General features: G+C 72.7%; 12 protein-coding genes. 5 read left to right on the top strand and 7 right to left on the bottom strand.

The window, feature by feature from the left end:
- Positions 1–100 precede the first annotated feature (100 nt).
- Positions 101–1,255, top strand: a complete 1,155-nt coding sequence (locus ACTWQC_RS13720; protein WP_443315923.1) for a small ribosomal subunit Rsm22 family protein — start codon at positions 101–103, stop codon at positions 1,253–1,255.
- A 37-nt stretch (positions 1,256–1,292) separates the two neighbouring features.
- Here the strand turns inward: ACTWQC_RS13720 and ddaH are convergent, their stop codons facing one another.
- Together ddaH and ACTWQC_RS13710 are read right to left on the bottom strand one after the other, a co-directional pair.
- Positions 1,293–2,105: a dimethylargininase gene (ddaH, locus tag ACTWQC_RS13715; protein WP_443315922.1), complete on the bottom strand. Its 813-nt coding sequence runs from the start codon at positions 2,103–2,105 to the stop codon at positions 1,293–1,295.
- Between the two features lie 254 nt (positions 2,106–2,359).
- Positions 2,360–3,229 (bottom strand): glycerophosphodiester phosphodiesterase, encoded by an 870-nt coding sequence (locus tag ACTWQC_RS13710; RefSeq protein ID WP_443315921.1) that lies wholly within the window; start codon positions 3,227–3,229, stop codon positions 2,360–2,362.
- A gap of 150 nt (positions 3,230–3,379) precedes the next feature.
- Here ACTWQC_RS13710 and ACTWQC_RS13705 point away from each other — a divergent pair, with 150 nt between their 5' ends.
- Entirely contained in the window at positions 3,380–4,114 is a 735-nt protein-coding gene (locus ACTWQC_RS13705) for a bifunctional DNA primase/polymerase (RefSeq protein ID WP_443315920.1), read from the top strand.
- A gap of 45 nt (positions 4,115–4,159) precedes the next feature.
- Here the strand turns inward: ACTWQC_RS13705 and ACTWQC_RS13700 are convergent, their stop codons facing one another.
- The 4 genes from ACTWQC_RS13700 to efeO are packed head-to-tail and all read right to left on the bottom strand — an operon-like array spanning position 4,160 to position 8,486.
- Positions 4,160–5,020, bottom strand: coding sequence for a hypothetical protein (locus ACTWQC_RS13700; protein ID WP_443315919.1), 861 nt, complete (start codon positions 5,018–5,020; stop codon positions 4,160–4,162).
- Positions 5,007–5,981, bottom strand: coding sequence for an iron uptake transporter permease EfeU (efeU, locus tag ACTWQC_RS13695; protein ID WP_443315918.1), 975 nt, complete (start codon positions 5,979–5,981; stop codon positions 5,007–5,009). The genes ACTWQC_RS13700 and efeU overlap by 14 nt, the downstream gene beginning before the upstream one ends.
- A complete protein-coding gene (gene efeB, locus ACTWQC_RS13690) occupies positions 5,963–7,324 on the bottom strand; it encodes an iron uptake transporter deferrochelatase/peroxidase subunit (RefSeq protein WP_443315917.1) in 1,362 nt (453 codons plus the stop codon). The genes efeU and efeB overlap by 19 nt, the downstream gene beginning before the upstream one ends.
- Before the next feature lie 16 nt (positions 7,325–7,340).
- Entirely contained in the window at positions 7,341–8,486 is a 1,146-nt protein-coding gene (gene efeO / locus ACTWQC_RS13685; protein WP_443315916.1) for an iron uptake system protein EfeO, read from the bottom strand.
- A 223-nt stretch (positions 8,487–8,709) separates the two neighbouring features.
- Between efeO and ACTWQC_RS13680 the strand changes: the two genes are divergently transcribed.
- Positions 8,710–9,423 carry a CDP-alcohol phosphatidyltransferase family protein gene (locus ACTWQC_RS13680; RefSeq protein ID WP_443315915.1) on the top strand — a complete coding sequence of 238 codons (714 nt, stop codon included), beginning with the start codon at positions 8,710–8,712 and terminating at the stop codon, positions 9,421–9,423.
- Here ACTWQC_RS13680 and ACTWQC_RS13675 read toward each other — a convergent pair.
- Entirely contained in the window at positions 9,377–9,847 is a 471-nt protein-coding gene (locus ACTWQC_RS13675) for an adenylyltransferase/cytidyltransferase family protein (RefSeq protein ID WP_443315914.1), read from the bottom strand. The two genes, ACTWQC_RS13680 and ACTWQC_RS13675, sit on opposite strands and share 47 nt — an antisense overlap.
- A 179-nt stretch (positions 9,848–10,026) precedes the next feature.
- Here ACTWQC_RS13675 and ACTWQC_RS13670 point away from each other — a divergent pair, with 179 nt between their 5' ends.
- Together ACTWQC_RS13670 and ACTWQC_RS13665 are read left to right on the top strand one after the other, a co-directional pair.
- Complete coding sequence (locus tag ACTWQC_RS13670) at positions 10,027–11,292, top strand: glycosyltransferase family 4 protein (RefSeq protein ID WP_443315913.1); 1,266 nt, start codon at positions 10,027–10,029, stop codon at positions 11,290–11,292.
- Positions 11,289–13,049, top strand: coding sequence for a lipopolysaccharide biosynthesis protein (locus tag ACTWQC_RS13665; RefSeq protein ID WP_443315912.1), 1,761 nt, complete (start codon positions 11,289–11,291; stop codon positions 13,047–13,049). The genes ACTWQC_RS13670 and ACTWQC_RS13665 overlap by 4 nt, the downstream gene beginning before the upstream one ends.
- Positions 13,050–13,076 lie beyond the last annotated feature (27 nt).

Here is a 13,076-nt window from a genome sequence, read left to right as displayed (position 1 = left end):
ACCCGACTGGGTGCCGGCAGCGTCGGGGCCAATCCCAGGGCGCGGGCGGCGGCCCGGGCTGTGGAGGGGGGTGTCTCGGGCGGCGCCTAGACTCGGGGGAATGCATTCCCCCGAGTCCATCCGTCCGGGCGTCGCCGCGCCGCCCGCCGTGCCGGAGGCGTTGCGGGCCGGACTCGCGCGGCTGCTCGACGGGCTGCCGCCGCGGCAGGCCGCGCAGGCCGTCGAGCGGCTGATCGCCAACTACCGGGGACGCACCCCGACCGACGCGCCCGTGCTGCGCGACCGCTCCGACGTCGCCGCGTACGCCGCGTACCGGATGCCCGCGACCTTCGAAGCCGTACGGGCCGCGCTCGCCGCCTTCCGCGAGCGGCTGCCGGACTGGACCCCGGCGAGCCATGTGGACGTCGGCGGCGGCACCGGCGCGGCGACCTGGGCCGTGGCCGGGGCATGGCCGGAGGGGGAGCGGCGGACGACGGTCTTGGACTGGGCCGAGCCCGCGCTCGCGCTCGGCCGCGAGCTGGCCGCGGACTCCGGGCAGCCCGCCCTGCGCAGCGCCGAGTGGCGCCGCCAGGCGATCGGCGGCGGCCTCGCGCTGCCGGACGACACGGACCTGGTCACCGTCTCGTACGTGCTGAAGGAGCTCCCGGAGGACGGCCGCAGGGCGGTCGTCGACGAGGCGGCGCGCGCTGCGCAGGCCGTACTGCTCATCGAGCCGGGGACACCGGACGGCTACCGGCGCATCGCCGAGGCCCGGGACCGGCTGATCGCAGGCGGGCTGCGGGTCGTCGCACCGTGCCCCCACAGCGCCGCGTGCCCGCTCGAGCCGGGTGCGGCAGGCCTCCCGGACGCAGCGCCGCCCGGACGGAGTCCGGGGGAGAAGCGAAGCGGAGACTGGTGCCACTTCGCGGCCCGTGTAGGCCGGTCCTCCCTCCACCGGCAGGTGAAGGGCGGCTCCTTGCCGTACGAGGACGAGAAGTTCAGCTACGTGGCGGCCGTGCGCGGGGTCGCCGCGTTGGGCATTCCCGTGCCCTCAACCGCGGGCACGGGTGCGGGCACAGAGGCGGCCGCCCGCGTGGTGCGGCACCCCCAGCTCCGCAAGGGCCAGGTCCTGCTGGACCTCTGCACGCCGGGCGACGGCCTGCGCCGCGCGACGGTCACCAAGCGCCAGGGCCCGCTCTACCGTGCCGCGCGCGACGCGGAGTGGGGCGACGCGTGGCCCCCACCGGGCGAGGCGGGGCAGGCCGGGCGCACCTGAGCGAGCCCGCCGGGCCGGCCGCAACAGCCGGGCCCCGCTACCCCATCCGCAGCTCCATCGTGCAGCACTTCACGCTGCCACCCCCCTTGAGCAGCTCCGACAGGTCGATCGCGATCGGCTCGTAACCCCGCTCCCGCAGCTGGTCGAACAGCCCCACCGCCGCCTGCGGCAGCAGCACGTGCAGGCCGTCGGACACCGCGTTGAGGCCGAGCGCCGCCGCGTCCCGGTCCGTGGCGATGATCGCGTCGGGGAAGAGCCGGGCGAGTACGGCGCGGCTGCCGGGCGAGAACGCGGCCGGGTAGTACATGACGTCGTCCCCGCCGAGCGCACAGAGCGCCGTGTCGAGGTGGTAGTAGCGCGGGTCCACCAGATCCAGGCCGATGACCGGGCGGCCGAAGAACTCCTGGGCCTCGGGGTGCGACAGCGGGCTGCTGCGGAAGCCGCGGCCTGCGAGCAGCCAGGAGCCGGTGACCGCGAAGTCCCCCTCGCCCTCGTTGACGTGCTCCGGCTCGCGGATCTCGGTGAAGCCCCGGGCGCGGAACCACTCGCGGTGGATCGCGGCCTCCGCGGCGCGCTGCGGGTGGGCGAAGCGGGCGCCGAGCACCCGCCCGTCGACCACGGTCGCGCCGTTCGCGGCATAGACCATGTCCGGCAGGTCGGGCCGGGGCTCCAGGACCTCGACGGTGTGGCCGAGCGCGCGGTAGCGGTCGCGCAGGTCCTCCCACTGGGCGAGGGCGAGCGCCAGGTCGACCGGCTTCGACGGGTCCATCCAGGGGTTGATGGAGTACGTGACCTTGAAGTGCGCGGGTGGGCACATCAGGTACCTGCGGGGGGCGAAGGATGGGCGCAAGGAGGCTCCTCACGTGTGTGACGGGGGCGCAGAGGCGAGCTGCCCGCGCGCTCACATGGTGCCCCCTAAGGCTCTCCCGTCACAGTGATTCGTTCGGGTGGCTTGCGGAATCCCGGGAAAACGTCAGGCGTCGGCGCGGTTCTCCCGCGCTTCCTCCCGGCATTCGGTACGTGCTCCGCGGGTTTCCCCGCTACAGCGGTCGGCCCCCGCTGCAGCCGTCTGCCCGGCTGAAGTCCTCAGCCCCCGCTGAAGCCTCAGCCCCCGCCGAGGCCCGCGCGTACCGGCGCCCGTACACGCGCGCGTACCGGCGCCGACGCCAGCCGCCCCGGAGCGTCCGTGATGATGCCGTTGCAGCCGATTCGCAGTGCGCGGTCCCGGTCGCCCGGTGTGTTCACGGTGTGGGCCCACACCCGGGGGATGCCGGACCCGGCCGCCCGCCGCAGGTCCGCGTCCCGCGCCTCGTGGTCCACGTCCAGCAGTGCCACGAAATCGCGCCACCGCTCGGGCCGGTCGTTGCGCAGCTGGTCCGCCGAGCGCCACAGCTGCGCCATCAGCCCCATCCGGTGCGCCCGCCGGGCCACGGACGGCCGGTTGGTGTTCACGAACACCGAATGGGCGAGTCTGCGCTCCTGGATCAGCCGGGCGAGACCCGGCAGGCTCGCCGGGTCCTTGGCCTCCACCATGAGCACCGCCCTCCCGCCGAACCGGTCCAGCACCTCGGCCACCGTCGGCGGCCGCTCGGGCCGCCACCTTCCCGGCCGCCACCGCTCCGGCAGCCACGTGCCCGCCCGCAGCCGCAGCCGCCGCCACTCGCGGCGGGAGAGACTCCGCACCTGCCCCCGCCGGCCGGTCGTACGGTCCAGGGTCGGGTCGTGCATCACCACCAGCGTGCCGTCCCGCAGCATCCGCGCGTCGACGTCCAGCACCTGGACGACGCCGCTGCGGAGCGCCGCCGCCAGCCCCGCCATGCTGTTCTCCGGCACCTCGAGTGCCCCGCCGCGGTGCGCCACGTAGACGGTCTCCGGCAGCCTGCCCGCGGAGGGCCCGCGCCCGAACTCGAGGGGAGTGACCGGCCCCGCCAGGGAGATCGAAAGGACCCCCGCCAGCAGCGACCTTGTGACCATGAAGACAACGCTAGGTCCGGAAATCCTGGTATGCCCTGCCTTAGCACCCCAATGGATGGCGGTCCCCGGGCCCCGGATGCGGACTCGTACCACTCGGGGAGCAGGATGGTGGCAGCATTGATCGGGCAACGGCTCGAAGTGAGGGGATAGATGCAACGTCAGAGCAGGTTCTCCGAGTGGCTGCGCCGTCGTCCGAGGGGCGGTACGGGCGCCGGTACGGGGGCGGGCGCGGCGGACGCCCGCCGCGAGGACCTGCTGCTGTCCGCTGCCGCCGCCGGATTCCCCCTCGCCCAGGCCGCGTATCCGGAAGGCTACGGCTGCTCCTGCGAGCGGATCGGCTGTCCCACCCCGGGGCGGCACCCCGTCTCCTTCGCCTGGCAGACCCAGGCGTCCACCGACGCGGAGCAGGTCGGCCGCTGGCTGCGCGCCCAGCCGCAGGCCAACTTCATCACCGCCACCGGCATCAACCACGACGTCCTCGACGTCCCGGCCGAGGCCGGGCACAGCGCGCTGCAGCGGCTCGAGGCCGAGAGCATCGAGGTCGGGCCTGTCGCCGAGAGCGGCGAAGGGGCGCAGAGCCGCGTGCTGTTCTTCACCGCCACCCGCGGCCACCCGGACGACGAGGACGAGTGGTGGCCGTGCGAACTGGACTGCCACCCCGAGACGATGGACGAGCACCCTGGGCTGCGCTGGCACTGCCGCGGCAGCTATGTGCTCGTACCGCCCGCGCAACTGCCGTCCGAGGGCTCGGTGAGCTGGCTGCGCGGCCCCGAGCGGCCGCTGCCCGATCCGCTCACGCTGCTGGAGGCGCTGACGGACGCGTGTGCCCAGTTCGCGGACGGTAACGCCGAGCACGAGTCGGCGGTCTGGCCGCTGCGGCGGTGAGCGCGGCCGCAGCCGCAGCCAGGCCGCCTACTTCTCCAGGGTCGCTCAGCCGCCCTTCGCCGACGTCACGCCCTCCAGGCGGTTGAGGAACTCCACCGGTCCCTGCGCCGGTATCCGCACCGCCGACTCCGAGATCCGCGACAGCGACAGCCACGTCTGCGGCTTCCCGGTCACCAGGGCCTTCGCCGTGCCGTCCTTGATCTCGCCGACCCTGAACCCCTCTGCCATCGTCCGCTTCTCCGCGTGGTGGGCCGCGAAGAAGGCCAGCGCGCCGCCGTCGGCCGTCCGCAGTGCCACCGGCGCGTACTGCGGAGGCTTCGCGGGCTGGTCGACGTACTCCGTCCAGAACTGCGGCGTCCGCTGCAGCTTCTTGCGTATCTCGCGCTGCCCCGACGTCGCCTGGCCCTCGGCGAACGTCTCGCCCTCGCCCGTGCGCAGATAGTCCGTGTACGCGGTGCTGAGCTCGCCCGGCTTCACCGCCAGGTCCGGTCCCGCGCCGGGCGCGACGGGCTCGGCCCAGCCGTCCTTGTCGGTCTTGAACTCCGGGACCTCGTCCTCGCTCAGGATCGACAGGTACGCGGCCTTCCACGGCTCGTCGGCCCCGCCACGGGTGAACAGCAGCAGCCAGCGGTTCTCGTCCCGGTTGCTGTCGGCGTCCGCCAGGAAGAACTTCGGCCAGCCGGCCTGCTTCGGGATCGTGTACGCGGCGTCCGTCAGCTTCAGATCGGGGTAGCCGGGGAAGCCGTCGGGCCGGTTGACGCGCTGCGCCCGCACGCCGGGCTGGTTCATCGCCTGGAGCGGCCCGGTTTCGACGCCCGCGAGGGCCGCGGGGTCCGACTCGCGGTACGCCGTGTTGTACCCGTCCGCGAACCGCTCGAGGGCCTTGGCCGCCTCAGCCTTCGTCACCGCCGGGATGATCTCCCGCTCGCCGTGCACCGTCACGCACCCCGTGAGCACCGGCGTCAACAGCGCTGTGGCTGACAGGAACGCCGTCGTCTTCGGCAACCTGCGATTCATCGGGCTGGTGCTCCTTCGCGGACTCATTCGGGGCTGCTTGAGTCGGCGCAACCCTACCGGGGGCGAAGAAGAGCGCGAGGGTGGGTACCAGATACAGCACCCAGACGATGACCTGCAGCACCGTCGGATCGGGCTGGAAGTTGACCGTCCCCTTCAGCAGCGTGCCGTACCAGGTGTCCGGCGGGATCGTCGTGCTGATGTCGAACGCCTTGGTGCCCAGGCCCGGCAGGAACCGGGCCTCCTGCAGATCGTGGAAGCCGTACGCCAGCACGCCCGCTGCGACGACCACCAGCAGCCCGCCGGTCCAAGTGAAGAACTTCGCCAGGTTGATCCGCAGCGCGCCCCGGTAGAACAGCCAGCCCATGACCACGGCCGTGGCCAGGCCCAGCACCACGCCGATCAGCGGCCGTGCCGTGCCGTCGTCGGTCGCCTTGACCGCTCGCCACACGAACAGCGCGGTCTCCAGGCCCTCCCGGCCCACCGCGAGGAACGCGGTCGCCACCAGCGCGCCCGTGCCGACGGCGAGCGCTTGGTCCAGCTTCCCCTGCAGCTCGGCCTTCAAGTGCCGGGCGGTGCGCCGCATCCAGAAGACCATCCACGTCACCAGGGCGACCGCGACGATGGACAGCGAGCCGCCGAGCAGCTCCTGCGCCTCGAAGGTCAGCGCCTGCGAGCCGTATTCGAGGATGGCGCCGAAGGCCAGGCTCAGGCCGACCGCGATCCCGATCCCGGTCCAGATCGGCCGCAGCGCGTCCCGGCGGCCGGTCTTCACCAGATACGCGACGAGGATGCAGACGACCAGGCTGGCCTCGAGGCCCTCGCGCAGGCCGATCAGGAAGTTGGCGAACATAAGGAGGCCTTCCCCTCGGATCCGGGCGACTCCCTGGATCCCTCGAAGAGTTCCCGGCCCCACCAGTCGTCCTTGTCCCGGACGCCCGGCGGGACGGCGAAGAGCCCGGAACTCACGTGCTGGATGTACTCGTTGAGCACGTCGGCACGTGCCAGGCTCTGCTGGACGGGAACGAACCCGGTGCGTACGTCGCGCTGGTAGGCGATGAAGAACAGCCCGGCGTCGAGCAGGCCGAGCCCGTCCGTGCCGTCGGTGAAGGAGTAGCCGCGGCGCAGGATCCTCGCCCCGCCGTTGTTGTCCGGATGCGCCAGCCGTACGTGCGCGACGTCCGGCATCGCCTTGAGGTCCGGCTCGTCGCGCTCCCGCCGCTTGCCGTACGGAGCGCCCTCGCCCTTCGTACGGCCGATGATGTCCTCCTGCTCCTTGAGGGAGGTGCGGTCCCAGGGCTCGATGCGCATCCGGATGCGGCGGGTGACGACGTAACTGCCGCCCGCCAGCCAGGCCGGGCCGTCCTTCTCGGCGACCCAGACGTGCTTGCGGAGGGAGGGCGCGTCGGTGCCCGCGATGTTGCGGGTGCCGTCCTTGAAGCCCATCAGGTTGCGCGGGGTCTGCGCGTCGGGCGTGGTGGAGGAGGTCTTGCCGAAGCCGAGCTGGGACCAGCGGATGGCGACCTTGCCGAAGCCGATGCGGGCGAGGTTGCGGATGGCGTGTACCGCCACCTGCGGGTCGTCCGCGCACGCCTGCACGCACAGGTCGCCGCCGCTGCGGTCGGGGTCGAGGTTGTCGCCGGGGAAGAGCGGCAGCTCGATCAGGGCTTCGGGCAGCTGCGACTTGAGGCCGAAGCGGTCCTCGCCGTCCTTCTCGAAGAGCGTGCGGCCGAAGCCGATGGTGACGGTGAGGCGGGACGGCTTCAGGCCGAGCGCCTCGCCCGTGTCGTCCGGCGGGGCCTCCGGGATGCCGCCGACCGCGCCCTCGCCGACCGGGCGGCCCGCGGTCATGGCCGCGGCCGCCTTCGTCCACTCCTTGAGGAGCGCGATCAGCTCCTCGCGCGAGTCCGTCTTCACATCGAAGGCGGCGAAGTGCATCCGGTCCTGGACGGGGGTGGCGATCCCGGCCTGGTGGAGGCCGTGGAAGGGCACGGCCGCGCCCTCGTTCGCGACGGGCCGGGGGTCGCTGCCGGTGCTCAGCGCGGCTGCCGTGCCGCCGGCCGCTGCCGCGCCGAGCGCGAGCCCGGCGCCGCCCCAGCCCAGGAGGGAGCGGCGCGACGGCGCCGCCTGGGCGTGCTGCTCCGTCTGCTCGGTCTTCTCGGCCTGCGCTGCCGTGTCGTCGGTCTCGTCGGCCATCTGCCTGTTCCCCCTGCTACTTGACGACGGCCGCGGCGAGCTTGGACAGCGGCTCGGCAAGGGCGTTGACCCCGTCGGACAGCTCCTTGCGCTCGGCCTTGCCGACCTTGTCGTAGGACTCGAAGTCGTACGAGGCCTTGTCCTCGCGGTACTTGTCGAGCAGGCCGCCCAGGGCCGCGAACTGCCTGTCCAGCTCCTTGACCAGCGTGGGGTCGTTCTCGGCCGCGACCGGCTTCAGCAGCTCGTACGACTTCTGCGCGCCCTCGACGTTGGCCTTGAAGTCGACCAGGTCGGTGTGGCTGTAGCGCTCCTCCTCGCCGGTGACCTTGCCGGTGGCGACCTCGTCCAGCAGCTCCTTGGCGCCGTTGGCCATGCCGGCCGGGTTGATGTCGGCCTTGCCGACCCGCTTCTGCCAGTCCTCGAGGTCCTTCACGAGCGTGCCGGCGAGCTCCTTCTCCTTCTCGCCGATCTTCTTGTCCTGCCACAGCGCCTTCTCCAGGCGGTGCCAGCCGGTCCACTCCTGGCCCTTCTCCAGGCCGTCCTCGCGCAGGTCCACCTTCGGGTCGATGTCCCCGAAGGACTCGGCGACCGGCTCGGTGCGCTCCCAGCCGATGCGGGAGGGCGCGTACGCCTTCTTGGCGCCCTCGATGTCGCCCTTCTTCACGGCGTCCGTGAAGACCTTGACCAGCGGCAGGGTCTCGTCGGCCTGCGTCTGCGCGTACTCGCGGTACTCGGCGACGGCCTTGTCCAGGCGCGGGTCGCGCTTCTGGGGCGCGCCCTCGCCGGTGGCCTGCACCTTCTGGCGGATGCCGGCGCCCTTCATGCCGGGCTTGCAGGCGATCTCGTACGAACCGGCCTTCACCTCGGCGGTGATGTCGGCCGTGGTGCCGGGGCCGATGTTCTCCCGCTCGGTGACGATCCGGTCGCCGGGGGCGTAGATGTAGACCTCGGTGACCTTGGCGCCCTTGTTCTCCACGGCGAGCTTCACATGGCCCGCGGGGAACTCCTTCCTGGACACCTCGCACGCGGTGTCCGACGCGGTGACCTCAATGGCGTCGGAGCCCTTGGCGTCGCTCTTTTCGGCGCAGCCGGCGACGGCGGTGAGGGCCGCTGCGGCGGCGAGGGCGACGGCGGCGCCAGAGGGGTTACGGACGGCTCGCATTCGGGCTCCAGGCAGACTCGGGCAATCGTGGGGCGCTGGGTGAGGCCGCCCTAACTTATCTGAGGCTTACCTGAATAGTTCCCGGGGGTCCAGTGATCCCGGTCTCACTGTGCATCGGCCGGACCGGCTGTCAGTGGGCCATGCCATCATGATCGAGGCGTTGTGCTCCTTTGCGGGAACATTTCGTGCGGGTGCGACATCTGGGGGGATGGTGGCTCAAACCATGGCATTCGGCGCGGCTCTTCGGGAGCTGCGCGGCGCGCAAAAGACGGCGAAGGGGGTCTCGCTGTACTCGCGCCACATCAATCGTCCGGCGGGCCGGGTGATCGCCGCTGCGGCCTACCGCGCGGGGCTGACCCCGAATCACGTCACGCTGCTCAGCGCAGCGTTCAGCTTCGGGGCGATCGCGGCCCTCGCGTTCGTCCGGCCCTCGTGGGCGCTCGCCTTCACGGTCTATGGGGGGCTCGCGGTGGGCTTCGCCTTCGACTCGGCGGACGGTCAGCTGGCCCGGCTGCGGGGCCAGAGCAGCCCGGCGGGGGAGTGGCTGGACCACGTGGTGGACTGCGCGAAGATCACCGCGCTGCACGCCGCCGTGCTGATCTCCTTTTACCGATTCTTTGAACTCCCCGGGCCGGGCTGGCTGCTGCTGCCGCTCGGGTTCCAGTTCGCCGCCGTGGTCACCTTCTTCGGCGGCCTGCTCACCGACAAGCTCAAGCCGAAGGCGGGAGCCTCCGCTCCGCTCACCGCACCTTCGCGCATACGGGCCGTCGCCCTGCTCCCCGTCGACTACGGCGTCTTCTGCGGCGTCTTCCTGCTGCTGGGCAGCGAGCGAGCCTTCCTCGGTGCGTACGCGGCGCTGTTCGCCGTGCATGCGCTGTTCCTGGTGGCCTTCACGGCGAAGTGGTTCCGGGAGCTGACTGCGATACGCCCGGCGTGACGGGGGAGTTCATGACGTCCAGGGCGCGGCGCAGCTGGGTGCTGGACGTGTGAACGGTGTAGGGGAAGTAGACGACCTCGACGCCCACCGTGCTGAAGTCGCGCTCCAGCCGGTCGCCCTTCGGCGTGCCACGCCAGTCGTCGCCCTTGAAGAGGACGTCGAACCGGACCTGCTTCCAGGTCTCCAGCTTGTCCGGCACGGTCTCCACGAACGCGGCGTCCACGAACCGGATGCTGCGGACGATCTCCAGGCGCTCGACCAGCGGCACCACCGGCGCGCGGCCCTTGGCCAACTCCGCCATCTCGTCGGAGACGACCCCGGCGACGAGGTAGTCGCACCGGGCGCGGGCGTGTCTGAGGATGTTGAGGTGGCCGACGTGGAAGAGGTCGTACACCCCCGGCGCGTAACCCACGATCTGCGGCATGCGGAATGGCCCCCCACTCGCGATGCGCTCCCCAGCGCATCTGAGCCACCGACGATAGCCGGGCCGCGGACACTCCCACCGGAACATTGCGAAACCGTGGGCGACCGGAGAAAGACAACATGTTGCACTCTTGAAGAGCTAGGGTGCATTTGATCGACTCTGGGGGGAGGAGATGCGCCATGCCGGAACATGGGGGGCGGCGCCTGCTGCTGGTGTCCACCAACTACGCGCCCGAGCAGGCCGGAATAGGGCCGTACGCAACGCAGATCGCCGAGCATCTGGCCGCGGACGAGCGGCACGCCGAGGTGCATGTGCTCGCCGGGATGCCGCACTACCCGGCCTGGCGGACCGACCCCGCCTACCGCGGCGTGTGGCGGGCCGAGGAGGAGCGTGCGGGGGTCCTGCTGCACCGCAGGCGGCACACCGTACCGCCGCGCCAGACCGCCGTACGCCGGGCGCTGTACGAGGCGTCGATCCTCGCCCACGGGCTGGCCGCGCCGCCGCGCATGGGCCGGCCCGACGCGGTGCTCGCCCAGCTGCCGAGCCTGGCCGGCGGGGTCATCGGCGCGCGGATCGCTCGGCGGTACGGGGTGCCGTACGTCCCGGTCGTGCAGGACCTGATGGGCGCGGCGGCGGCGCAGAGCGGCATCCGCGGCGGAGGCAGGGCGTCGGCGGCCGCGGCGGGCGCGGTCGAGGCGTACGTGCTGAAGCGCGCCCGGCTGGTCGGCGTCATCCACGAGAGCTTTGTCGACAAGGTGACGGCGATGGGGGTGGCGCGCGACCGGATACGGCTCGTCCCCAACTGGTCGCATGTGGCGCGCCCGTCCCGGCCACGCGCCGAGATGCGCGCCCGCCTCGGCTGGCGTGAGGGCCGCATCGTCGTCCTGCACTCCGGGAACATGGGCCTCAAGCAGGGCCTCGAAGTCCTCGTCGAGGCCGCCCGTGAGGCACCGGACGTGCACATCGTCCTGATGGGCGACGGCAACCAGCGCGAGCACCTGCGCGCGCTCGGCGCGGGACTGCCCAACCTCCACTTCCTGCCGCCCGCTGAGGAGGCCGAGTTCCCCGACGTGCTCGCCGCCGCCGACGTCCTTGCCGTCACCCAGCGGGCCTCCGTCCTCGACATGAGCATCCCGTCCAAGCTCACCTCGTACTTCGCCGCCGGACGGCCCGTCGTCGCCTCCGTCGCCGAACAGGGCGGCACGGCGGAGGAAGTGCGCCGCTCGGAAGCGGGAGTTCTCGTCCCGCCGGAGAATCCGCCCGCGCTGCTGGCCGCGGTCCGTAAGCTGGCGGAAGACCCCGCCGCCGCGGACGCGCTGGGGTCGCGCGGCCCCGCGTACGTCGACGCCCACCTCAGCCGCGAGGCGGGCCTGGCCCGGATCGCCGGGCTGCTCGACGAGGCGCTCGAGGGCCGCCCGGCACGGCCGAGGGGGGCCCGCGGATGACAGCGACGACGACCGATCGTGCCGGTGCCGGCGGGCCGCAGGCGCACGAGGAACCGGACCTGCTGCGCGACCAGTTCAAGCAGCTGCTGCGCTACCGCCTTCTGCTGGTGCTCGGCGTGGTCGTGGGCCTGCTCGGCGGCGCCTGGATCGGCCTCGCGGGCGGCAGGTCGTACGTCGCGACGAGCGAGGTCACCGTACGGCCCGCCACCGTCGACCCGTTCGCGCCCGGCAGCACCACCCCCGACAAGCAGGTCAGCATCGGCTCCGAGCGGCAGACCGCCGTCAGCAACGCGGTCGCCTCGCGCGCCGCGAAGGACCTGGGCACCCCCGACGACACCGAGAGGCTGCAGGAGGGGCTCCAGGTCACCAACCCGCCCAACACCCTTGTCCTGCGCTTCGCCTACACCGCCTCCTCGCCGGAGACCGCAGCGAAGCGGGCCAACGCCTTCACTCAGGCCTATCTGGACAACCGCAGGAAGCAGACCCAGTCCCTGATCGACAACATGGTCGAGGGCTACGAGAAGCAGCTGAAGCCGCTGGAGAAGCAGCGCGACGAGCTCGCCGAGCAGATCGCGGGCCTGAGCGACGGCCGGAACCTGGACACGACCCTGTCCGTCCAGTCCGGAGTCATCGGCAGAATCTCCGAGCTGAACTCCAGCATCACCAAGCTCAAGGCGCTCGACACCACGCCCGGCTTCGTGGTCCGCACCGCGACCCCGCCCGCCTCGTCCTCTGGGCCGGGCCTGCCCATGATCCTCGGCCTCGGCGCGGCCGTCGGCATCGGCCTCGGGCTGCTCGCCGCATGGGTTCGGCTGGTCTTCGACCCCACGGCGCGCTCCGAGAGCGACGTCGTACGGGCGCTGCGGGCGCCGGTGCTGGGCAGTCTGCCGCGGCCGGGGCGGCGTGGGCGTGCTGCCTCGCTTCTCGCGGAGGGGCGCCTCGCGGAGGAGTACCGCTCGGTCGCCTTCCGGCTCGCGTACGACCAGCGGTTCGCCGACCGGCGCCGGCTGATGGTCGTCGCCCCGCGCGGCGGCATCGACATGGCGGCGGCCGTGTCCGTGAACCTGGCCGCCTCCTTCGTCGAGATGGGCCGCGAGGTCCTGCTCGTCGAGGCCGACTTGCGCACGCCGTCGCTCGCCGCGCGGCTGCGCGCGGCCGACGGCATCCGGCCGGGGTGGGCCGCCCGCACGGCCCCGCGCGGCGACGGCGGCTGGCCCACGGGCGAGGAACTCCCCATCGACGCGGGGGAGTCCGGGGCCTTCGACCTGATACCGGGCAGCCGGGTGCGCAACGTCGCGCGGGCGCTGACCTCGGCGCCCGCGAGCCGCCTGATCGCCACGGCCGACGACCCGGAGGCGGTGGTGGTCGTCCTGGCCCCGGCGGTGCTCTCGTACGCCGACGCGATCGCGCTCGCGGACCGCGTCGACGGCGTGCTCGTCGTCTGCGACCCGCGCGAGGTGCGCCGCGACGACCTCGACCGCATACGGGAACTGGTCAGCGGGGCGGGCGGCACGGTGCTGGGAGCGGTCCTCCACGCGGAGGGGAGCGGGCCGCGGCGCGCGACGGCGCCGAAAGGCGCCGGTTCGGGCGCCCGCCGCCGCACGGCTCCCGAACCGGCGCCCGTGCCGGCCGACGAGGCGGACGAGGCGGACGAGGCGGACGAGGCGGACGAGGCCACGGCTGCTGCGGACGCGGACGGGCCGGGCACCCTGGCCCTACGGGCAGTCGACCCCGCGGACCTCCCGGCCCGCCGGTGACCCTCTCGGAAGCGGGCGGCGACCGTG

It is taken from the genome of Streptomyces sp. 8N616 (assembly GCF_052246385.1).
Lineage (GTDB): Bacteria > Actinomycetota > Actinomycetes > Streptomycetales > Streptomycetaceae > Streptomyces.
This window is presented reverse-complemented; position numbering and strand designations above follow the sequence as displayed.